Consider the following 20,879-nt stretch of genomic DNA (forward strand, 5'->3'; position numbering starts at 1 on the left):
AAGGGTGGAAGGAAAATAAAATGTAATCTGGTATCAAAATGGGTATTATAAAGGATAATAAACAGTATAATCCAAACACTGTAAATCTTGTTTTTTCACTGATCGTTTCACTAATTTTTACTCTGATTGTAGTTTTATCAACTTCTCATATAACTACAAAACTTATAGACCAGTCGCGAAAAGAATTTGATGAATACTGCGAAGATATGTCTTCCGGTTATGCCCAGTCGGTTACCCTAAAAATTGAAAGTTATTTTTCAGTCCTTGATACCTATATAAAAACAGGCTATGCAAATAATCACAGCGACAAGGAAATTCAGCAGTATATAAACAAAATTAAACATATTAATCATCCTGATTTTATGAATGTTTCATTTGTAAACACGGAAGGAATTGGCTTCAGACAGAACATGACCCTTTCTGATGTTACAGACCGAGAATATTTCCATAAAATTGTTGATGAAAAGTTTGATTACTTTGTAAGCTCTCCTATCCGCTCACATATGAATGACGAACCTGTTATCATACTTGCATCTGCGGTAAAAAAAGAAGACGGCAGCCTGCGAGGTTTTTATTCAGCTTCCATAAAGCTTACAACCTTGAATAAGGCTGTTGAAAGTTTTCTCTTTGATAAAGACGAATGGATTTTTATTCTGGGTGAGCACGGAAAGTTCATCTGTCATCCTGACCCTGACATGATTTTAAAGACTTATAGTCCTGAAATTCACGATAGTAACCTGCTTTCTTCACGGGAAATTACAAAAATTGGTAAAGGACATTACAAGACCATTAGTACAAGGGGCACTCCTGTAACAATCTTTTTGCAAAAGGTTCCGCCTACAAACTGGACACTGGGGCTTTCAGTTCCAGATACCTTCTTTTATGCCTTCAAACAGAAGGAAAACCGTTACCGTTTCCTCATAGTTATTCTGGGTATTGCAACTATGCTTATTCTCACCTTCCTGGAATTTTATGTAATCAGTCTTTTGCACCGTCATCAGCACATTGAAACAATCTATGATTCTCTGACAACGCTTTGGACCAGAAAACACTTTGAAATTGAAGCCGCAAAACTTCTTAAGCATAATCCAAACAATAAATTCATGTTCCTGGAATGTGATATCAGACAGTTCCGCTACACCTATCAGAATTACGGCGAAGACGCCTCTGATGCCATGATTTTTTATTTTTCCCGCCGCCTGAACAAGCTTGCCATGAAATACAATGCCATTATAGGCCGCGGCTTTGCAGATCATTTTTACATTCTGCTTAAAATCCCTTCTGTCAGAAAAGCAATGGCAATCTTTAAGCATGAATTAACAGAACTGAACTTAAAGACAAAAGATTATGAAATTCCTTTTATGTCAAAATATGGAATTTCTTTCTTAATGCCGGAAAACAGCGACAGGGCAGATACAATCCAGCAATTGATTGGACAGGCTTCCTTCGCAAAAACTACAATTCAGGAAAACCTTCTTACTCAATATGCCATTTACAATTCAAAGCTTCTGAACAGAATCCGGGAAGAAAAATTCATAGAAAGCCATATGGAAGATGCCCTTAAAAACGGTGAATTCTATGTAATGTACCAGCCTAAGATTTCTCTTGCAGATGAAAAAATTGTTGGTGCAGAGGCACTTGTCCGCTGGCAAAGTCCAAAACTTGGTAAACTGATGCCAGACACCTTTATTCCTCTTTTTGAACGCAACGGCTTTATTACAAAACTTGACTTTTATGTTTATGAACAGGTATTTAAGTTCCTGGAGAATCAGATACACAATAATCAGCCTATAGTTCCGATTTCCGTAAATATGAGTCGAAACCACAGTAAGCCGGAAAAATTCATGCATGACTTCTTAGAGATTTTCAAGCGTTACTCAATTCCATCTAATCTCATCCAGGTTGAAATTATTGAACGTTCTGTAATGGATGATAAGACTCTTAAGGAAATCACTGAAAAGCTGCACAAAGAAGGCTTTACAGTTGCCATGGACGATTTTGGTAGTGGCGAAAGTTCGCTTAATATGCTTACAAAAATTCCTATTGATGTGCTTAAATTTGACCGTTCCTTCCTTACCGCTTCCACAAAAGAAAACGGCGAAATGGATAAGCAGTCAGCAGAGTTTATTCAGATTCTGATTGAAATGAGTAAGGTTTTGAATAAGTCTACAATTTTTGAAGGCGTAGAAACTGCAGTACAGAGAGACTTCCTGCGTTCAATTAATTGTGATGAAGCACAGGGATATTTCTATTCAAAACCTCTTACAGCAGAAGATTTCGTAGAATTTATTAAGGTGCACAGGTAGCGTTTAGAGTGCTGCCAGGTGTCGGTAGCGGTTAAAAATTCAAACTCAATTGTCTGTTTTAAGAACCGCTACCACGAGTTTTCTTAAGAAAACTCGTATTATAGTTTAGCCAGGTGTTTGTTAAGGAGTTCTGTTGCCTGCTTAGGATTTGCCTTGCCCTTAGACATCTTCATTACCTGTCCCATGAGCCAGCCGACTACGTTAGTCTTTCCACCCTTATAGTCTTCTACAGCCTTAGGGTTAGCGGCAATTACGTCCTGAACAATCTTTTCGATTTCGCCGGCGTCGCTTACAACTTCCATGCCCTTTTCTTTGATGATATCCAAAGGCATTTTGTTAGAAGCAAGCATTTCAGCAAATACTTCCTTACCCTGTTTTGAAGTAATTTTTCCTTCTTCAAGGGCATCAGCAAGCTGAGCAATATGAGCCGGAGTGATTTTTACATCGTTAATAGTCTCTTTATTTTCGTTTACAACAGCAAGGAGCTCTGCAAGAATAAGGTTTGCAACCTTCTTAGGGCTCTTAGACTTTGTAGCGGCTTCTTCGAACCACATTGCAAGGTCTTTTGTAGAAGTCATAGTTTCTACGTCAAAGTCTGTCATGCCGTATTCTTTCTTATAGCGCTGGCGTTTAGCTTCAGGAAGCTCACCAACCTTTTCAAGGGCAGTAGCAATCAATTCTTCGCTTACGCTGAAAGGTTTAATATCAGGTTCTACAACAAAACGGTAATCAACAAAAGAGTTCTTAGTACGCTGAACAACAGTCTGGCCTTTTTCTTCGTCCCAACCCATTGTTACTTTAAAGCCCGGGTTGAATTCCTGACGGTCTTCCTGGAATTCCTTAAGCTGGCGCTGAGCTTCGTAAGTACAAGCCTCGCGGATAGCCTTGAAAGAGTTCAAGTTCTTAATTTCAGAAATTGGAGTGTGGTAAAGTTTTCCGTCTTCCCAAACATTAAGGTTGATGTTTGCGTCACAGCGCATGTTACCTTCTTCAAGGTTACCGTTAGTAACTTTTACGTAGCGGAGGATTTCCTGAACAGTCTGCATAAAAAGAGCAGCTTCTTCTGGAGAAGACATATCCGGCTTTGTTACAATTTCAATAAGAGGAGTACCACATCGGTTATAGTCAATGTAAGAGTGAGCTCCCTGCAAGTGAAGGGACTTACCTACGTCTTCCTCAAGGTGGATACGCTCTACACGAACGCGGCGGTATTTATTTCCTTCTGTTTCAATAATACAGTTCTCGCCAATAAAGTTCTTGTCGCGGCATTTTGCTCCACCCGGCTGTTCGTCTTTAGGGAAGCTTCTGAAAGGCAGATCAACATAACCGTTTGTACAAAGAGGAATATCATACTGAGTAATCTGATAGCCCTTTGCCAGGTCAGGATAAAAATAGTGCTTGCGGTCAAATTTTGTAAAGCGAGCAATATGGCAGTTCAAAGCCTGGCCTGCAACAGCGCCAAGTTCTACATAACCTTTAGAAATACGAGGCATAGCTCCAGGAAGTCCCAGACAAACAGGACAAACACGTGTATCAGGCATTCCACCGTATCTATTTTCACAGGCACAAAAAGCCTTAGTTTTTGTCAAAAGCTGAGTATGAATCTCACATCCGATTACGATTTCCCACTTATCAATAGCCATAATCAAAACTCCAGAAAGAGTACAAATAATTTTATCATTTTATTTTATCAAATTTTAGAAAGAAGAGGTAGTAGGTTTAAAGAAATTCCAGACTCTATCAAGGAAATCAGGAGCTTCGTCGTAGGCGGAATGTCCGTAGTTAGGGTAGATATATTTTTCGCCCCCTGTTTTTTCTGCAATTTCATCAGCAAGCTCTGAGGTAAAAATAAGGTCTTGAGCTCCGGCTACTACAAAAACCGGAGCTTTAATTTTTTCCAATTCAGAAGAAATGTCAAAATTCAGGATTGCCTGGGTGCAGATTATAAAGCGGCGGATTTCTGATTCGCTGGCACCTGCAAAGCTTTCCATGATTGCATCTTTATAAGATTCATAAAAGTCTTGGGTGTAGATAGTTTTTCCCAGCATCTGGGCAAGTTCCTTCTGCTGATTAGCTTGAGCAAGCCTTTTCCATTGTCCGAATACATTCAGGCTGTTTTCGTTCATACGCGGGGTTGTCGAGCAGACTGCAAGCTTCTTTACAAGATCACCCCGTTCTACAGCGATTGTCTGGGCAATCATACCGCCCATTGAAACACCAAGTACATAGGCGTCCTTGATTTTAAGTTCCTCTATGGCAGAAATTGTGTCTTTTGCCATATCGCGGATTGAGTAGGATTCCGGCGGATTTGAAATGCGGTCAAACATATAAATGGTAAAGGAATCTAAAAGCTTACCGTACTGTTTTGCAACCGCAGGAGCAAAAGGCATAAGGCTTTTGGAATGTAAGCCGGGAAGAAGTACAAAATAGTCCTTTCCGTGACCAAATTTGGCATAAGAAAGTTCTGATCCAGAGGCCTTTATAGAACCATAAGTTACTTCTTCATTTTCCATTTATTTTTTCCACCCGTCGTATTTTTCGCACTCAAGAATGGCACGGGCATTTTCCACGCGTTCTTTTGTAGGACTTTCTGTATCTTTAAGAACGTAATCGATTCCCATTTCCTTGTATTTTGCAGCACCCAGTCCGTGGTAAGGCAAAATCTCAACCCGCTGAACATTGTGCAAAGTACGGATAAAATCACGGGTTTTTGTAAGATAGTCGTCGTTATCAGTAATACCAGGAACCAGAACGTGACGGATCCAGATTGGCTTATTGATTTTATCAAGATACTCAAACATTTCGCGCACATTTTCGCGGGTCTGGCCGGTAAGTTCAATATGTTCTTTTTCATCAATATGCTTGATATCAAGAAGAAGAATATCTGTAACGCTCATCAGTTTTTCAAATTTCTTGAACCACTCGCCTTCCATTGTAAAAGGTCCACCGGCAGTATCGATACAGGTATTAATTCCCTTTTCTTTTGCTTTTTCAAAAAGTTCGATTAAAAAATCAAGCTGAAGCAAAGGCTCTCCACCGCTTACAGTAATTCCGCCCTTCTTTCCCCAGTAGGCACGGCAACTGAGGGCTTCTGTAATAAGCTGGTCTGTGGTGTATTTTTTTCCATCAGTCATCTTCCAGGTATCAGGATTGTGGCAGTATTTACAGCGGTATGCGCAGCCCGAAAAAAAAATGATAAAACGGCTTCCGGGACCGTCTGCACAGCCAAAACTCTCTAACTGGTGAATATATCCTTCCATAAAAACTCCTGTTTAAGGTGGCTGTTCAGAGCCATCGGGTTAATTATAAAGGGGATTTTTTTTTAATTCAACTTTTAGTTTTACATTTCTACAATTAGTGATATAATAAGAAGATAATTGTGTTTAAGATGAGGGGTTGAGAACACATAAATGAAAAAACAAATATTTAAAAATAAATTTGATAAACTGACGTATTTCGTCACCTTAGGTGTGATGATGTTATACATTGTATTTGCGGCCCTATTTAAGGACTCAGATATTAAACGTATAAAATATGTCCCGCCTGCAAAAAATCTCCACCTTTATTTTGACGAAGAATTAACACAAGAAGTAAAATTACCATTCAACAATAACAAATCAGAAGAAGCCTTTACACTATATACAAAAATGCCCAATGTTCGTGATTCAAACGTAATTGAAATTCACGGAAAATACAAAATGCTTACTGCCAGACTCCGCGGTAACATTTTCTACGTTTCAGAACTGCCACGCTTTATGGGAATTAAAACCTATGCAGGAAGAAACACCTGTTTTATTCCTTTAAGCAGTGTTTGCAGCGGTGAAGTAATAAAGCTGACAATGTCATTACAGGAAAATCCTTACGGAGCCAGCATAACAAAGGTTCGGGTCAGCACACTGGCAACTTACATTCACGAAAATCTTGCAAAATGTATTCCAACCTGTATTCTTGCAATTCTTCTTTTTGTCTGCGCACTTTTTTCCCTGAATTCCTTCATTTTCAGCTATCTCTACCAGAGTAAAAAAACACTTGAAGATCTGGATATTTCTGTAGAAACCTTCCTGATTTCCCTTTCAATCGTAATCTGGATTATTACAAATTATGATGTACTGGGAGTAATCCTTGGCAATATGGCAGGCGTGGGAATAATAAACTACCTTGCCTTTACTTCAATGCCGGTTTTCTTTTCTGCCTTCCTTTGTGCCATTAATAAAAAACACAAATGCATGCTCAGATTATTCCAGATAACTGCTGAAGCCAACCTTATTTTCCAGATGATAATGTTTGTAACCGGTACCCGCGATTTTACCCAGATGCTCTTCCTTACTCATGTTATTGATGTCATCGGAATTATAATGACTGTCAGCGCCGCATTTGACTTTGCATATGTTAAGAAAATTACAGGAGAGCAAAAGATTCTTTCCATTGGAAGTGCTGTCTTTGGTGTTTTTGCAGTTGTAAGCATGTTCCTCTTCCTTTTTGGAAAAGACATGAACTATATGTTCTTAATTACAATCGGTTTTTTGATTCTTTTTGGAATGCATATTGTTACAAGCCTTCTTAAGCTTTCAACTTCGCTTAAAGAACATGCAAAATTACTTGAATCTGAAAGGAATTCCTACAAAGACCAGCTTACAAATCTTGGAAACCGCCGCCTTCTTTACAGAAAAATGGCAAAGCTGGAAGCCCTTGGAATTGATAATGAAACAAACTTTATAATGATTGATGTAAACGGTCTTAAAGTTATAAACGACACTTTTGGTCATGATGCCGGTGATGAACTTTTGAAAGGTACAGCAATCTGTATGACAGAAGCCTTCCCGGATGCAGAGCTTATCTGCCGTCTTGGTGGTGATGAATTCTTTATCATCATAAGGGAAGAAGAGTCTATTCTGGAACGCAGAATGCAGCGTTTTACCCACTATGCAGCTAACTGGAATGGCGACAAAATTAAATCTATTTCAGTTTCATACGGAATTGCAAACCGCTTAAAATATCCCGGCATGTCACTTACCGAACTCCAGAAAGCCGCCGATACCGAAATGTACCAGGCTAAATCCAATTTCTACAAAAACAAAAGCGAACTCTCCGAAGCCCTCGACGGCCGCCGTTAACTCCCCTTCAGTTGCTTGTGCAATAAAAAAGGCACCCTCATTACGAGAGTGCCCTTTTGCATTTATAAGTTTAACTTAGAAACTTCCAGCAACTGCTACTGCGCATACTACAGTACATACCGAATATAGAAAATGCGTTAAAAAAAGCAGTCCGTTGGGACTGCTTTTTAGCATTTACTTACTAAATGGTTCGCCCGATTTATCGGGCGCCGTAGGTTGTACAGTTGCGTGCAACCTACTTCGTAAGAAATCAGATATCTTAGAATGAACCAGCTACTGCTACAGCGCACGCAACTGTACAACCTACCATAGGGTTGTTACCCATTCCCATGAAGCCCATCATTTCTACGTGTGCTGGAACTGATGAAGATCCTGCGAACTGAGCGTCTGAGTGCATACGACCCAAAGTATCAGTAAATCCGTAAGAAGCTGGACCTGCAGCCATGTTATCTGGGTGAAGTGTACGACCTGTACCACCACCAGAAGCTACAGAGAAGTATTTCTTACCAGCGAGCAAGCGCTCTTTCTTGTAAGTACCAGCAACTGGGTGCTGGAAACGTGTTGGGTTTGTAGAGTTTCCAGTAATAGAAACATCAACATCTTCGTGCCACATGATTGCAACACCTTCGCGAACATCGTCAGCACCGTAGCACTTTACGATAAGGCGGTCAGGGTTTGAACCATAAGGAACTTCTTTTACAACAGTAAGAGCCTTGTCTGTACCTTCACCGTTGAAGTAATCAAATTTAGTCTGAACGTATGTAAAGCCGTTGATGCGGGAAATAATCTGAGCAGCATCTTTTCCAAGACCGTTCAAGATAACGCGAAGCTTGTTCTTGCGAACTTTGTTAGCGTTAGCAGCAATCTTAATAGCACCTTCAGCAGCAGCGAAAGATTCGTGTCCTGCCAGGAATGCAAAGCACTGTGTTTCTTCTGAAAGAAGACGTGCACCAAGGTTTCCGTGACCAAGACCAACTTTACGGTCATCAGCTACAGAACCTGGCAAACAGAATGCCTGGAGTCCTTTACCGATGTTAGCAGCAGCTGTAGAACCAGTTTTGTCACCAGTTTTTTCTGCTTCTTTGATTGCGATTGCAGATCCGAGTACATATGCCCATTTAGCATCTTCGAAACAAATCTGCTGTGTAGACTGACAGATTTCGTATGGATCGAAACCACGAGCCTTACAAAGATCGCGAGCTTCGTTCAAACCAGCCTCACCTTCTTTAAAACCATATTCTTTAAGAGCCTTATTCACCTGAGGAATGCGGCCTTCAAAATCTTCAAACAATGCCATAATAACTATTCCTCCTAAATACTACTCTTTGCGTGGGTCGATAAGTTTTACCATACCCTGATCAGCTGTTACACGACCATAGTGTGTGCGTGCACCTGCGATAGCTTCTTCTGCTGGTTTTCCAGCCTTGAGAGCGTCCATAAGTTTACCAAAGTTGATACAGTTGTAACCGATAATCTGGTTGTCTTTATCGATAGCACATGTTTCAACGTAGCCTTCTGTCATTTCGAGGTAGCGAGGACCAGTTTTGCGAGTAGCAAACATAGTACCAACCTGAGAGCGGAGGTTCTTTCCGAGGTCTTCCAAAGAAGCACCAACTTTAAGACCGTCTTTAGAGTAAGCTGACTGTGAACGACCGTAAACAATCTGCATAAAGAGTTCGCGCATAGCTGTGTTGATAGCATCGCAAACAAGGTCAGTATTCAAAGCTTCAAGAACAGTTTTTCCGATAAGGATTTCAGAAGCCATAGCAGCTGAGTGAGTCATACCTGAACAACCGATTGTCTCAACCAAAGCTTCTTCGATAATTCCGTTCTTTACGTTCAAAGAAAGTTTGCAGGCACCCTGCTGTGGTGCACACCAACCGATACCGTGTGTGAATCCGGAAATATCTTCAATCTTCTTTACCTGTACCCACTCTCCCTCTTCTGGGATTGGTGCAGGACCATGATATGCGCCTTTTGCCAAAGGACACATATGCTCCACTTCTGCAGTGTATGTCATATTAGCTCCTATAAAAAATAAAAATATGCATTTAAAAATACCACTAAAACGGGGATATTTCAATATTAAATATTATATCCGCAGAAGGCGGCTTGAACAGTAAAACAGCGGGATAATTGGTCAGCATTTGCGGCAGGGTGAGTCATATTATAGTCAGCAGTTTCGCGGCGGTTAGAACCAAGTTTTTCGTTACAGCAGGTGCAGTCAGAACAGACAGCAATATTTTCATCCCTAATGCCCACCGCCTTGAGTACAGAAAGATTTGCTTTTTCAAGACTAAGTCGATAAAGCTGTCCGCCGCCATTTTTCCAGCTGACAGGAAGCCCCCTTCCACCTGCAAGACATACTCCACCCTCTTCCAGAGGACTCAGACAGTCAGGAGAAAATTCTTTTGAAAAATAATCCGCTCTTTCCTGATTAACTATATAGCAGCAGTCCCGGATATGAGGACCAAGAAGAATGTAAAAGTTTTCAGTTTTTGCACCATAGTTTTTACAGGCAAGCTCAACTGCTTCTTTTATAATTCCTGTTCCCTTCCAGCCTGAATGAACTACCCCAAAAAGACCAGTTTCCGGCTCATATAAAAAAATCGGCATACAGTCGGCAACGGTAACCACAGGAAGTAAATCACTTCTACAGGTAATCATTCCGTCTCCCTGCTGACCGGAAGTTTCATCGCCATTTTTCAAATCATATACGATTTTTGAATGAATAAGTTCCAGGGAAACAGGCTTTACATTTCCCTTTTGACTCAGTTTTTTCAAAAAATCTTCTCTGCCGGGATTTCTTTCATTCCAGCGGAAACGCATGCTGCCAGCCTTTTTAATGCTCATACCGCATAAAGGGGCATTTTTTAGAGGAAGCCCATTCTTATAAAAAGGAAAAGTAAGATAATCTTTATCTGAAAAAAGAAGGGGAAATCTTGTAATACTCATAGACTAGAAAGTGTGTTCAATCGGTTCAAGCTCAGAAAGATAGAAAATACACTTTGAAAGATTTATGTAAACCTTTTCAAGATTATCCCGCCATTCCCGGTTTCCACGACCTTTCATTGAAGAAAAATTCTGCATTACTTCGAGGGCATTTTTAGGATCAGGAGAAAAAAGCTTTGAAAGGAATTTTACAAGCAAAGCGCTGCCTGCATTAAAATCTTTCATTACATCATAAATACTATTTTCAATCTTACCGATTGCAGTTTTAATCTGATTCTGCATCTGGATAGTACCAACAGGGAATTTAGCCCATTCAGTAAACTTTACCCCGTAATCGCCGTTTGGAGAAAGGGCAGCCAGAAGATCTGCCATTTTCTGATTTGCCTGCTGGAAAAGATTAAAGCCTGATGTATATTCCTGTCTGCTCTGAGGACCGTTAAAAACTCCTTCAAGAACAATATCATTAAGATAAGCAAGCATTTCATGATACATTTCAAGATTGAACCAGGACATAAAGCCGCCGGTAAGCTCACAGTTAAACTGAACCTTTGACCACAAAGAAGTCCATGGATGATACTTCATCTCCGGAAACTTTATGAGGCCAAAATCATCATGAAGAGTAGCAGCAATTAAATTCTTTTTTCTTTCTTTTATCCAGTCCTTCCAGCGTATTTCAAGAATTTCACGCCAGTGAGCACGGAATTTCGGGAACCAGGCTTCAGAACCATCAATATTTCCCGGCAGCCAGTCAAAATCCTGATTAATGATTTTCCCAAGCTTGATTACAGGCACACTGCTGACAAACATCTGGATAGCAGACAATTTTGAATTTGCCCCTGCCATAAACTCTTTAACAGAACGTTCAAGATCCTGGCTGTGAGGATTTGCGGCAAATTCATTTTTATGTATATAGAAGAAAAGCGCTTCTAAAAGTTCACTTGAAATAGGCTTAATGTTTGTAAAAACTGCAGAAAAAATATCATAATCAACGGCAGCATTTCTGTAAGGACAGGTATAGGAAGTGCCCACAAGATTTGTAAACTGAGCAGTAAAATGAAGGAAAGGCAATACAGAAAACTGCTTGAGCCAGGAAATTGACTGAACTGCAGAATAAAGATTTGCCTTAGAATTAGGATCAAGATTTGAAAAAATATTATCAAGATTTTTCATAAGGCGGTCTTTTTCCATAGTAGTTGGTTCTACATCAAAAGAAAGGGAAAAAGGATCTGCCTCTGAATTAATTTTGTCAGAAATTTCAGGTGTTACAAAGGAACTTAAAAAAACATAAAACTCGCCGGGCTCATTATCAATAGGAGCAAAATAAGGCTTAAAAAAATCGGCAGCACTTTTAAGATCTTTAAGGCGTTCATAAAAAATACTGTCCAGGTAATACATGCGGGTATTAAGAAGTCCCGGATGTTCACGATTTACGTGTTTTGCCATTGTCATAAGGACACTGTCATTGTAAACACGTTCTGAAGTTTTACCTGTAAAAATTGCCTTAATTTTTATAAGAACTTTGTGAATAAGCGGAAGTGTCTGGAATTTTAAATGAAGTGAAATGTTTTTTTCTGCTGTTTCGTCTTCGGTTTCAACAAGCTGAACGCTTGCCATATCTTCGCTGTTAATCCGGCGGAGCATATCAGCTCTGTCTTGAGCACTAAGGCCAGAAACAAGTCTGTCAAAAGCTGTACGATTATTCTCCAAAGACATAGGCTTAAGGTTAGCCACTACGGGAGTCGAACCCGTCTCTCCGCCTTGAGAGGGCGGCGAACTAAACCGATATTCGAAGCGGCCAAAAAATGATTTGAAAAAAAAAGGCTGACTTTCACAAGCCAGCCTTAGTTCCCCAAGGAGGATTCGAACCCCCACAGTCAGAACCAGAATCTGAAGTGCTACCATTACACAATCGGGGAATAAGTGTTTATAATATATAGAAGTTACAAAAAAAGGTCAATAGGAGAAGTTATGAATTTTGAAAAAAAAGTGAGGAAATTTTGACAAAAAAAAGCCCGGCCAGATTTTGACCGGGTTTATATCATCTATTTTGCAGCCTTCTTAGTTGTCTTTTTTGGTGTTACAGCTTTTGATGTAGGCTTTTTAGCAGTTTTTGGAGCTTTTGGAACTGTAGTATCAACTACAGAGTTATCATCGTTTGCCATTTCTGAGCGAACGTATTTATCTGCTTTCCAGTCATTGATCCAGGTTGTGCCGTCAAGACAATAGCGGAACTGATACTCTTTATTTGTATCGAGCTGAAGTTTTACAGAGAAAGATCCGTCAGGACTTTTCTTCATTGGTTTTGCAGTTGGATTCCAGCTGTTGAATTCTCCAACGAGATATACTTTTTCTGAACCTGCTGCTGCTGTAGGATTTACAGTAAAAACAACTGTACAAGTTTTTCCGTCGCTGGAAAAAGTTTTCTTTAAAGACATTTAAAATCCCCCTAAGATTTTTTTATTAGTTTTATTCTATATATATTGTTTATAAAATGCAATAACAGACTCCCTGTCGTGTAGTATGGTTCAAAACCGCGCGTTATCGCGCTACACGACCGGTAGCCTGTTATTACCTAAACATTATTTACTACCTACCAGGCACATCAGCCGCGCAAGCGCGTCTAGTTTTGCAAAGGTCGCAAAGTTCCTTTCAACTTCCGAATGCACGTAACCTTTGCTTAACTTGCGCAAGGCGCAAGTTTTTGGAGTTTGCTATTGCGCAGATCCGACTAGGCACATCCATTCGGCTTCGGCGCAGAGGTTTTCGCCTACGTAGAGTTTGCCGGCCTGTTTAATCATTTTCGGGCTGTTACGGAGGAAAGTGATTTCCATTCTGGCTTTGTCACCAGGACGAACCTGATTGCGGAACTTTACCTTGTCCAGTGTAGCAAAGAAGAAAAGACCATCTGCTGGAACAATATTCAGATAGCGGAGAGCAGCTCCACCAGCCTGAGCCATAGTTTCGCAAAGGATAACGCCTGGTACTACAGGATATTCAGGGAAGTGTCCCTTAAAAAAGAATTCGTTTTCTGTAAATGTATGTTCGCAAACACAGCCTTTTTCATCAGCGCTGACAATTTCATCAACAAAAAGGAAAGGCTCGCGGTGTGGAAGCAAAGATTTGATATCAGTTGTTAAAGACATTTTAAACTCCTAATTTAAATTATAAATATATTTTATATGATAACAGGCTTAAAAACAACCTTGCATCATTTATATACCTTACCATTAATGGACAAGCTCTCTTATACTTTTCCAGTCTAAACACCTTTTGTAATTTTCATTTGGAAAAGCACAATCCTGATTCCAGGGGCGGTCAAAGACCATAACCTTGAGCTCAGGCAGATGATCAAAAAACTTAAAGGCAGCCGGTGAATCTTCTACAGCATAGTCAAAATGCATTTTGTAGTAATCTTCAAGTTCAAGGCTGAAAGTACTTCCTTTGATAAAGTTATCCCGTCCGTACTTATTAAGACAGAATAATTCAAGGTCTTTAAGGCCGTGCCGGTTAAGCCATTCGCGGGAAGCCTCATAAGCGCTGAAAGGCCGTCCTGTAATTATTTTTACGTTGTGACCACTTTCAAGCCAACCCTTAAGAGTTTCAACAGCACCCGGAGTTTCATCATAAGACAAAAGCACCTGGGGAGTATGTCCCTTAATCATCATCTGGTCATATTGTTCGTCAGACAGTGAAAAGGATTTTTGCAGATTGAAATATTTTACCTGTTCGTAAGGTACATTAACCCCAAAAAGCTGGGCTGCAAGTTTACAAAAATAACGTGCAGTTTCGCAAAGGCAGTCATCAAAATCAACGTAAATATTCATATTTGTATAATATTAAACATTTATATTATAAAAAAGACCGCCCACTTGGGATGAACGGTCTTTCATGGGGTCTTAGGGGAAAGCGTAGCGTCCCCTAGGCGAGAGGGTAGCCCGCAACGAAGTGCGGGCGCAGGGAGAGACTTCTCCCTCCTCCTTATTTATTTGACGCCGCTCGCTAGTCTCGCGGCGAGCCGTTTTAACGATAATCCTAAAACGACCCGCTGTCGCAGCTCGTTTTTTAACGGATTTTCGATTATCGGCATTTCTTAATAATAATAGCACCATTATGTCCGCCGAAGCCGAATGTTGCAGACATTGCAGCATCGATGTTCATTTCGATACCTTTGTTTGGAACGTAGTCGAGGTCGCAGCCGCCTTCGATATCAGGGTTATCAAGGTTCTTTGTACATGGAACAAAGCTGTCGTTGATTGCTTTTACACAAATCATTGCTTCTACAGCACCAGTTGCACCAAGACAGTGACCGTGCATAGATTTTGTAGAAGAAATCTTAAGTTTGCGGGCATTTTCTTCGCCGAAAGCAATCTTAATCATGTTTGTTTCGCTTGAATCGTTCTTCATTGTAGAAGTTCCGTGAGCGTTGTAGTACTGGATTTCACTTGGATCCATTCCAGCATCCTTCAAAGCGCGAGTCATACATTTTGAACCACAGATTCCGTCAGGATTTGGAGCTGTAAGGTGATATCCGTCGCAGCTTGCACCGTAACCGGCGATTTCTGCATAAATCTTAGCACCGCGGGCCTTAGCGTGTTCATACTCTTCCAGAACGAGGATAGCAGAACCTTCACCCATAATAAATCCGTTGCGGTCTTTATCAAAAGGACGGCTTGCTTTTGTAGGATCATCATCAAAACCAGTAGAAAGAGCGTGCAAAACTTCAAAGCCTACAACACCGAACTGACAGATTGTAGATTCAGCACCACCGCTCAAACAGCAGTCAAGGCGGCCAGAGCGAACCATATCAAAAGCAGCACCAAGAGCGTCAGTACCAGAAGAACAAGCAGTTGCAATTGATTCAACAGGACCGTGAACACCAAACTGAATAGCGATGTTTCCGCCAACTTCGTTAGGAATAAGCTTAGGGATAGCCATAGGGTTAGTTTTTACACCGCCCATTCTTGACATACCAAGAACGTCAGCCTCTGTTTCTTCCAAACCGCCGATTCCAACACCAAGAATAATTCCTGTTTCGTCAAGAACAGCTTCGTTTCCCATAAGGCCAGAATCTTCAAGTGCCATCTTAGCAGCTGCAACACCAAGCTGAGTAAAGCGTGCCATTTTGCGGGCATCCTTTGAATCCATATACAAAGCCGGGTCAAAGTTTTTTACTTCGGCAGCATAGTGAACCTTGTTTACCGATGCATCAAAAAGTGTGATTGGGCCGATTCCGCTTTTTGCAGCCTTAATTCCTGCCCAAGTTTCTTCTACTGAGTTTCCAAGAGGAGTGATTGCTCCCATACCTGTAATTACAACACGTCTTTTTTCCATTTTAGTTTCCTTATATATTAGTTTGTACGAGTCTCTCTAGTTACCGGCTATTCCGGGCTCCCCTGACGGTCGGTACTTCGCACGCGCTTCGCGCCCCTTCATATCCGGCGTATGCCCGATACTACAGTTATTTACTTAACCTACGAGCCGCGCCGCTCGCTAGTCTCGCGGCGAGCCATTTTTCAGAGTAAATCCTAAAACGACCCGCTGTCGCAGCTCGTTTTTTAACGGATTCACTATTTTAAGCACCCATTCGTCGTTCGTGTCAAAGACACGAACTTACCGAGTTTACTTTCGTAAACTCGCACGGCATGTGCTGCTTTAGCAGCCCATGCCTCCATCAACTCCGATTACCTGTCCAGTAATGTAAGTTGACATATCGCTTGCTAAGAAAACAGCCGCATTTGCGATGTCTTCTGTCTGGCCGGCTCTCTTAAGAGGAACTGAATCAATCATAGCCTTTTTCAAATCTTCCTTAAGAACAGCAGTCATATCAGTTTCAATAAAACCTGGGGCAATGCAGTTTACGCGGATTCCGCGGCTGCCAACTTCCTTACACAAAGCCTTGCTGTAAGCAATAAGTCCGCCCTTAGAAGCTGCGTAGTTTACCTGACCGCCCTGACCGTGAATACCAACAATCGAGCTCATATTGATGATTGAACCTCCGCGCTTTGCCTTGAGCATTGCGTTAGAAACAATCTGAGTGATTACAAATGAACCTGTAAGGTTTACGTTCAAAACATCCTGCCAGTCTTCCATCTTCATGCGGAAAGAAAGTCCGTCGCGGGTAATTCCGGCGTTATTTACAAGAACATCAAAGCTGCCGGCTTCTGCTACAGCGGCTGTTACCACTTCAGAAAGCTGAGCGTGGTCGCCAACGTTAGCGCAGATTTCGTGGAAGCTTGTTCCGTTTGCCTTTGCAATTTCTTCAAGTTCAGCTTTTGCGGCGCTTGGCTTAGAGCAGAGTCCCCAAACCTCGGCACCGTTTTTAAGGAATTCTTCAACAATTTTACGTCCGATTCCGCGGCTCGAACCTGTAACAAGTGCTTTTTTTCCGTTTAATAAAGCCATGTATTCCCCCAATTTTATGCGTTCAAAGCATCAAGAGTTTCAACAGAGTTTACCGGTGCGCAGGTGTATTTTTCTGCGTAGTCTGTTTTTGCCCAGAGACCTGCAAGAACTTTACCAACACCAGGTTCAATCAAAGTCCATTCGTTATCTTTGTCAGCTTCAATCATGTCAAAGAGAACTTTTTCTTCGTCTGTCCAGCGAACAGGATTTGTAAGGTGAAGAACGGCATTCTTTTTGATTTCAGCTCCGTCAGTTGCTTCTTTACCTGTAACGTTGCTGAAAAGTTTTTTAGATGGTGAGTTGAAAGTAACGTCTGCAATTGCCTTTTCAAAATTATCAGCAGCTTCCTGCATCAATGGGCTGTGGAAAGGTCCAGCAACCTGAAGGCGGAGAGCACGGCGGGCACCAGCTTCTTTAGCAGCAGCTTCAACAGCTGTAAGAGCATCAAAAGTTCCGCTTACTACAGTCTGAACAGAAGAGTTAAGGTTTGCGGCATAAGCATCAGGGATTTTCTTTGCAATTTCTGCAACCTGTTCCTGAGAAAGTCCGATAACAGCTGTCATTCCAGGTGCGTGACCTTCGTTTGCCTTTGCAATATTTTCACAAGTTTCCTGCATAATAAGTCCACGCTGGCGAACAACTTTAATTACATCTTCAAAGCTCAAAACGCCTGCAGCATACAAAGCAGGGAATTCGCCAAGGCTGAAGCCCATAGCGGCAGAAGCTTCAATTCCTTTTGATTTAAGAACTTCCATAACGGCAAGGGAAGCTGTTGTGATTGCAAGCTGACTGTTGTCGCTGCGGCTGAGTTCAGCCTGATCAGATTCCCAAAGGAGTTTAGGCATATCAACGCCAGTAATTTTTGTAACTTCGTCTACAACTTTGCGTGCTTCAGGATAAGCATCACACAAATCTTTAATCATGCCAGGAACCTGAGCGCCCTGACCTGGAAACAAAAATGCATATTTCTTCATATATATCCCCCATAATGTACAATTCAAAAATGACATTTTTTATCTTTTTGTCATTATGGAAAGAATAGACAAAAAACTAAAAAGTGTCAATGATAGTTTTCTTTGTTTAGTAAAAATACGAAAATGCTCTCGCGCAGAACCGTAATTTGCTCCGCCGAGAGCGCGGAAAAGTATTTTATTATACGCCGCAGGTTTGCTTGCAGCAAACCTGCTTTTCCCACGCTCTAAACTCCGCAAATCACGAACCTGCGCTACGCATTTTCTATCCTTACAAAAAAAAACGGGACTGCCATTTTTAAGGACAGTCCCGGTTCCGCGCGAAAGCATTGTTTTTATTCAATATCTAAAATATTTGCAATTTCAGGACGCTTCCATCTTACAGCCAGATCATAAGGAGTATCCCCCGAAATATTTGCAATCTTCTTATCAAGCCCGTAAGAAATCAAAAGCTTAACAATTTCTTCATCACTTGTTTTTGCAGCATAATGAAGAATTGTATTACCCTGAATATCACACAAAGTTCCAGCATATTTTGCAATCGTATTCAGAATCTTTGTATCTTTGCTTTCAAGGGCAATTGTTACGCCGTTTCTTCCCTTCTTATCAATCATAAGGAAAGGATCTGCACCGTTTTGCAAAAGAACTGTCGCAGTATTGTAATATTTATGCTCAATAGCGTAATTCAAGGCTGTGTAACCGTCAGAATCTTTTGTATCAATCGGATAGCCGTAATCAATCAGAGTCTGCAGAAGGGCTACAGATTTTCTTGATTTTACTACTATATTAATAGGAGAATTTCCATCACTATCAGTAATTGTGTAGCTGTTTCCAAGCACATCACGGATTAAAGCAGGATTTGTATTCATCACGATAGAGAAAGGAGTATTATCCTTTTTATCACGGGCAAGAGGATTTCCACCTACATTGCGGATAAGAGTAATAATTTCCTTATCACCAAGAATTGCTGCTTCATGGAAAGCATTCTGTCCATTAACCTGCTGAAGGTTAGGATTTGCATTATGAACAAGAAGAAGCTTTACCATATCTTTGTTATTAATTCTGATGGCATCAATCAGCGGAGTAACACCGTTTGTATCACCAACATTTGGATTTGCACCAGATTCAAGAAGTTTGCGTACAATCAAATATTTACCAGAAACAACAGCCTCAGCAAGAGGAGTTTTTCCAGAAGAGTTCTGGGCATTAACGTTTGCGCCAAGAAGAACAAGTTTATCAATTGAGTCAGGAGCATCCCAGCGTACTGCAACGTGAACAGGAGTAGACCCAAGATTATCGCGGTCATAAATATCAGCACCACAGTCAACTACAACCTGAACTACAGCAGGATTATTTGTTCTTGCTGCACTAAAAAGACAGTTTTCGCCACTGCTGTTTGTTGCAGAAATATCAGCTCCCTTTGAAGTCAAAGATTTAACTGAATCTGTAAACTGCCATTCTGCAGCATAGTGCAGGACTGTGTTTCCACTGCCATCAGTTGCACGGATAGTTTTAGAAGTAATAAGCCATTCCTGAATTTTTGGATAGCGCAATGCCAGACGAAGAGGAGAATTATTATTTGTATTTGTAGAGAAAATATCTGCATTCTTTGCAAGAAGCAGTTCCCCTACCTTCTGACGGTTTTTAATTACAGCAAGGAAGAGAGCCGAATTACCATCACGGTTACGAAGATTTACATTGTCTGTAAGGCTTACTATATACTGAACCTTAGAAAGAGGCGCATCCTTTAACAAGGCAACATGAAGAGGTGTATTTCCGTCTGAATCCTGAGTCATGGCATTTTTCTGAGTTACAACGGCTTCAAGCATAGCCTGTGAACCTTCAAGGGCAAGAGCCAGCGGAGATTTTCCCTTAGCATCCATTGTATGGATATTTGCACCGTTTTCTGTAAGAAGATGAGCAGTTCCAACCTGATCCTTCTGAACTGCAATATGAAGAGGAGTTACACCTTCCTTATTACGTACATTTACATCAGCACCGTTATTTGTAAGGATTGAAACTACTTCAACATCAGAATTCACCATAATTGCATTATGAAGAACTGTATCACCAAACATATCTTTTTCATTAAGATCTGCACGGTAACTGATTAAAAGTGTATAAATCTCCTGTGTTCTATCCTTTGGAGTAATTACCATAATAGGAGTTTTTCCAAGATTATCCTTTGAATTAACGTTTGCTCCCGAATCCAGAAGTGCCTTGATAATATCAAGATTTCCATAGCGCACAGCCTCATGAAGGGGAGAAGCGCCAGAAGAATCCTGAGCAGAATTATCAGCATCGTTTACAAGAAGGTATTTTTCAATTGCAACATGATTCTGAATAGCCGCAATATGAAGAGGAGTCTGTCCGTCATCAAAACGTTCGTCCAGATTTCGGTCAGAAACGGCAGTTTCAAAATAAGCATATTCTTCGTTGTTTGTTTCAGCGCCACCCAGAATAAGGTCAGCGGCACAGGTTACAGAATCATCATCTGTAAGATTTAAGTAAGCAAGTTCAAGAGGAGTTTTTCCGGCAGCATTTTTCTGATCAATAGGAAGTTTAAGGGCAGTTGCAACTTCAATTCCCCTTACATTCTTTGACATTACAAAATGATGAACAATTGTATTATCATCACTGTCTTTTGCAGCCCCTGTTTTTTCATTAATCATAATGCCGTAGTAGGCAGGACTTGTATTAAGTGCCAGATCCAGTGCCATCTGGCCGTTTCCGTCACGGGCAAAAATACAATCCTGATTCTGATTTACAATTGTTTCTGCACTTTCTACAGCGCCGCTTTTAATTGCAAGACTGAGAGGTGTATCACCATTGTAATTTTTGAGTTCAGGATCTGCACCCTTTATCAAAAGGTATAAAGTCAAATCTGCTTCATTGGCAGCTGCCGCAAGATGAAGAACTGTATTTCCTTCTTCATCAACACCGTTAATATCATCAGCATACTGAAAGCGGGATCTTACTTCATCGTATTTATTTTGTTTGAGAAGTTTAAAAATTGAATCCTTATCTGCCTTTGGCGCTACCTGACTTGTAGTACAAGCCACAAAACCAAAGCACAAAATTGATACTGCAAATAAAATCTTTTTAGTCATAGATTTTCCCCTTCTATATCTTCT

At 40.8% G+C, this 20,879-nt stretch carries 16 protein-coding genes and 2 tRNA genes; 2 read left to right on the top strand and 16 right to left on the bottom strand.

Annotated elements, in window-relative coordinates:
• Positions 1–38: 38 nt before the first annotated feature.
• Positions 39–2,306, top strand: coding sequence for a GGDEF domain-containing protein (locus MSI_RS13740; RefSeq protein WP_009103007.1), 2,268 nt, complete (start codon positions 39–41; stop codon positions 2,304–2,306).
• 98 nt (positions 2,307–2,404) lie between these two features.
• On the opposite strand, the gene gatB is transcribed toward MSI_RS13740, so the two are convergent.
• Genes gatB through pflA form a run of 3 tightly spaced genes read right to left on the bottom strand, consistent with a single transcriptional unit; the run spans position 2,405 to position 5,566 of the window.
• On the bottom strand, positions 2,405–3,949 hold the full coding sequence (gene gatB, locus MSI_RS01675; RefSeq protein ID WP_009103009.1) for an Asp-tRNA(Asn)/Glu-tRNA(Gln) amidotransferase subunit GatB: 1,545 nt from the start codon (positions 3,947–3,949) through the stop codon (positions 2,405–2,407).
• Positions 3,950–4,003: 54 nt separating this feature from the next.
• On the bottom strand, positions 4,004–4,819 hold the full coding sequence (locus tag MSI_RS01680) for an alpha/beta fold hydrolase (RefSeq protein WP_009103011.1): 816 nt from the start codon (positions 4,817–4,819) through the stop codon (positions 4,004–4,006).
• Positions 4,820–5,566: a pyruvate formate-lyase-activating protein gene (gene pflA / locus MSI_RS01685; RefSeq protein WP_009103013.1), complete on the bottom strand. Its 747-nt coding sequence runs from the start codon at positions 5,564–5,566 to the stop codon at positions 4,820–4,822.
• Between the two features lie 213 nt (positions 5,567–5,779).
• Between pflA and MSI_RS01690 the strand changes: the two genes are divergently transcribed.
• Positions 5,780–7,420 (top strand): GGDEF domain-containing protein, encoded by a 1,641-nt coding sequence (locus MSI_RS01690; protein ID WP_192807729.1) that lies wholly within the window; start codon positions 5,780–5,782, stop codon positions 7,418–7,420.
• 259 nt (positions 7,421–7,679) lie between these two features.
• Here MSI_RS01690 and MSI_RS01695 read toward each other — a convergent pair whose 3' ends face one another.
• The 13 genes from MSI_RS01695 to MSI_RS01755 all read right to left on the bottom strand — a co-directional run bounded on the left by MSI_RS01695 (position 7,680) and on the right by MSI_RS01755 (position 20,855).
• On the bottom strand, positions 7,680–8,717 hold the full coding sequence (locus tag MSI_RS01695) for a GGGtGRT protein (protein ID WP_009103017.1): 1,038 nt from the start codon (positions 8,715–8,717) through the stop codon (positions 7,680–7,682).
• A 21-nt stretch (positions 8,718–8,738) separates the two neighbouring features.
• Positions 8,739–9,440 (bottom strand): iron-sulfur cluster assembly scaffold protein, encoded by a 702-nt coding sequence (locus tag MSI_RS01700; protein ID WP_009103019.1) that lies wholly within the window; start codon positions 9,438–9,440, stop codon positions 8,739–8,741.
• A gap of 65 nt (positions 9,441–9,505) precedes the next feature.
• Positions 9,506–10,375, bottom strand: coding sequence for a polyphenol oxidase family protein (locus MSI_RS01705; RefSeq protein WP_009103021.1), 870 nt, complete (start codon positions 10,373–10,375; stop codon positions 9,506–9,508).
• A gap of 3 nt (positions 10,376–10,378) precedes the next feature.
• A complete protein-coding gene (locus MSI_RS14250) occupies positions 10,379–12,085 on the bottom strand; it encodes a DUF5312 domain-containing protein (protein WP_155815457.1) in 1,707 nt (568 codons plus the stop codon).
• A gap of 11 nt (positions 12,086–12,096) precedes the next feature.
• A tRNA-Glu gene (locus MSI_RS01715) sits at positions 12,097–12,169 on the bottom strand.
• A 48-nt stretch (positions 12,170–12,217) separates the two neighbouring features.
• Positions 12,218–12,288 (bottom strand) — tRNA-Gln (locus tag MSI_RS01720).
• Positions 12,289–12,414: 126 nt separating this feature from the next.
• Entirely contained in the window at positions 12,415–12,807 is a 393-nt protein-coding gene (locus MSI_RS01725; RefSeq protein WP_009103025.1) for an isoamylase early set domain-containing protein, read from the bottom strand.
• 276 nt (positions 12,808–13,083) lie between these two features.
• On the bottom strand, positions 13,084–13,515 hold the full coding sequence (gene fabZ / locus MSI_RS01730; protein WP_009103027.1) for a 3-hydroxyacyl-ACP dehydratase FabZ: 432 nt from the start codon (positions 13,513–13,515) through the stop codon (positions 13,084–13,086).
• Positions 13,516–13,599: 84 nt separating this feature from the next.
• The gene (locus tag MSI_RS01735) at positions 13,600–14,196 is read right to left on the bottom strand and encodes a 2-dehydropantoate 2-reductase (protein WP_009103029.1); all 597 of its coding nucleotides are present in this window, start codon (positions 14,194–14,196) and stop codon (positions 13,600–13,602) included.
• 253 nt (positions 14,197–14,449) lie between these two features.
• Positions 14,450–15,703, bottom strand: coding sequence for a beta-ketoacyl-ACP synthase II (gene fabF / locus MSI_RS01740; protein ID WP_009103031.1), 1,254 nt, complete (start codon positions 15,701–15,703; stop codon positions 14,450–14,452).
• 321 nt (positions 15,704–16,024) lie between these two features.
• Positions 16,025–16,774, bottom strand: coding sequence for a 3-oxoacyl-[acyl-carrier-protein] reductase (gene fabG, locus MSI_RS01745; RefSeq protein WP_009103034.1), 750 nt, complete (start codon positions 16,772–16,774; stop codon positions 16,025–16,027).
• Positions 16,775–16,788: 14 nt separating this feature from the next.
• Positions 16,789–17,748, bottom strand: coding sequence for an ACP S-malonyltransferase (locus MSI_RS01750; protein ID WP_009103036.1), 960 nt, complete (start codon positions 17,746–17,748; stop codon positions 16,789–16,791).
• A gap of 332 nt (positions 17,749–18,080) precedes the next feature.
• Positions 18,081–20,855, bottom strand: a complete 2,775-nt coding sequence (locus MSI_RS01755) for an ankyrin repeat domain-containing protein (protein WP_009103037.1) — start codon at positions 20,853–20,855, stop codon at positions 18,081–18,083.
• Positions 20,856–20,879: the final 24 nt, after the last annotated feature.

The organism is Treponema sp. JC4 (genome assembly GCF_000260795.1).
GTDB lineage: Bacteria > Spirochaetota > Spirochaetia > Treponematales > Treponemataceae > Treponema_D.

What these genes read in the sequence shown, in the direction of transcription:
- MSI_RS01695 (WP_009103017.1), bottom strand. Translation starts at nt 8,717, where the DNA reads ATGGCATTGTTTGAAGATTTTGAAGGCCGCATTCCTCAGGTGAATAAG.
- MSI_RS01750 (WP_009103036.1), bottom strand. Translation starts at nt 17,748, where the DNA reads ATGAAGAAATATGCATTTTTGTTTCCAGGTCAGGGCGCTCAGGTTCCT.
- MSI_RS14250 (WP_155815457.1), bottom strand. Translation starts at nt 12,085, where the DNA reads ATGTCTTTGGAGAATAATCGTACAGCTTTTGACAGACTTGTTTCTGGC.
- fabG (WP_009103034.1), bottom strand. Translation starts at nt 16,774, where the DNA reads ATGGCTTTATTAAACGGAAAAAAAGCACTTGTTACAGGTTCGAGCCGC.
- MSI_RS01735 (WP_009103029.1), bottom strand. Translation starts at nt 14,196, where the DNA reads ATGAATATTTACGTTGATTTTGATGACTGCCTTTGCGAAACTGCACGT.
- MSI_RS01705 (WP_009103021.1), bottom strand. Translation starts at nt 10,375, where the DNA reads ATGAGTATTACAAGATTTCCCCTTCTTTTTTCAGATAAAGATTATCTT.
- pflA (WP_009103013.1), bottom strand. Translation starts at nt 5,566, where the DNA reads ATGGAAGGATATATTCACCAGTTAGAGAGTTTTGGCTGTGCAGACGGT.
- MSI_RS01680 (WP_009103011.1), bottom strand. Translation starts at nt 4,819, where the DNA reads ATGGAAAATGAAGAAGTAACTTATGGTTCTATAAAGGCCTCTGGATCA.
- MSI_RS13740 (WP_009103007.1), top strand. Translation starts at nt 39, where the DNA reads ATGGGTATTATAAAGGATAATAAACAGTATAATCCAAACACTGTAAAT.
- gatB (WP_009103009.1), bottom strand. Translation starts at nt 3,949, where the DNA reads ATGGCTATTGATAAGTGGGAAATCGTAATCGGATGTGAGATTCATACT.
- MSI_RS01725 (WP_009103025.1), bottom strand. Translation starts at nt 12,807, where the DNA reads ATGTCTTTAAAGAAAACTTTTTCCAGCGACGGAAAAACTTGTACAGTT.
- fabZ (WP_009103027.1), bottom strand. Translation starts at nt 13,515, where the DNA reads ATGTCTTTAACAACTGATATCAAATCTTTGCTTCCACACCGCGAGCCT.
- MSI_RS01700 (WP_009103019.1), bottom strand. Translation starts at nt 9,440, where the DNA reads ATGACATACACTGCAGAAGTGGAGCATATGTGTCCTTTGGCAAAAGGC.
- fabF (WP_009103031.1), bottom strand. Translation starts at nt 15,703, where the DNA reads ATGGAAAAAAGACGTGTTGTAATTACAGGTATGGGAGCAATCACTCCT.
- MSI_RS01690 (WP_192807729.1), top strand. Translation starts at nt 5,780, where the DNA reads ATGATGTTATACATTGTATTTGCGGCCCTATTTAAGGACTCAGATATT.
- MSI_RS01755 (WP_009103037.1), bottom strand. Translation starts at nt 20,855, where the DNA reads ATGACTAAAAAGATTTTATTTGCAGTATCAATTTTGTGCTTTGGTTTT.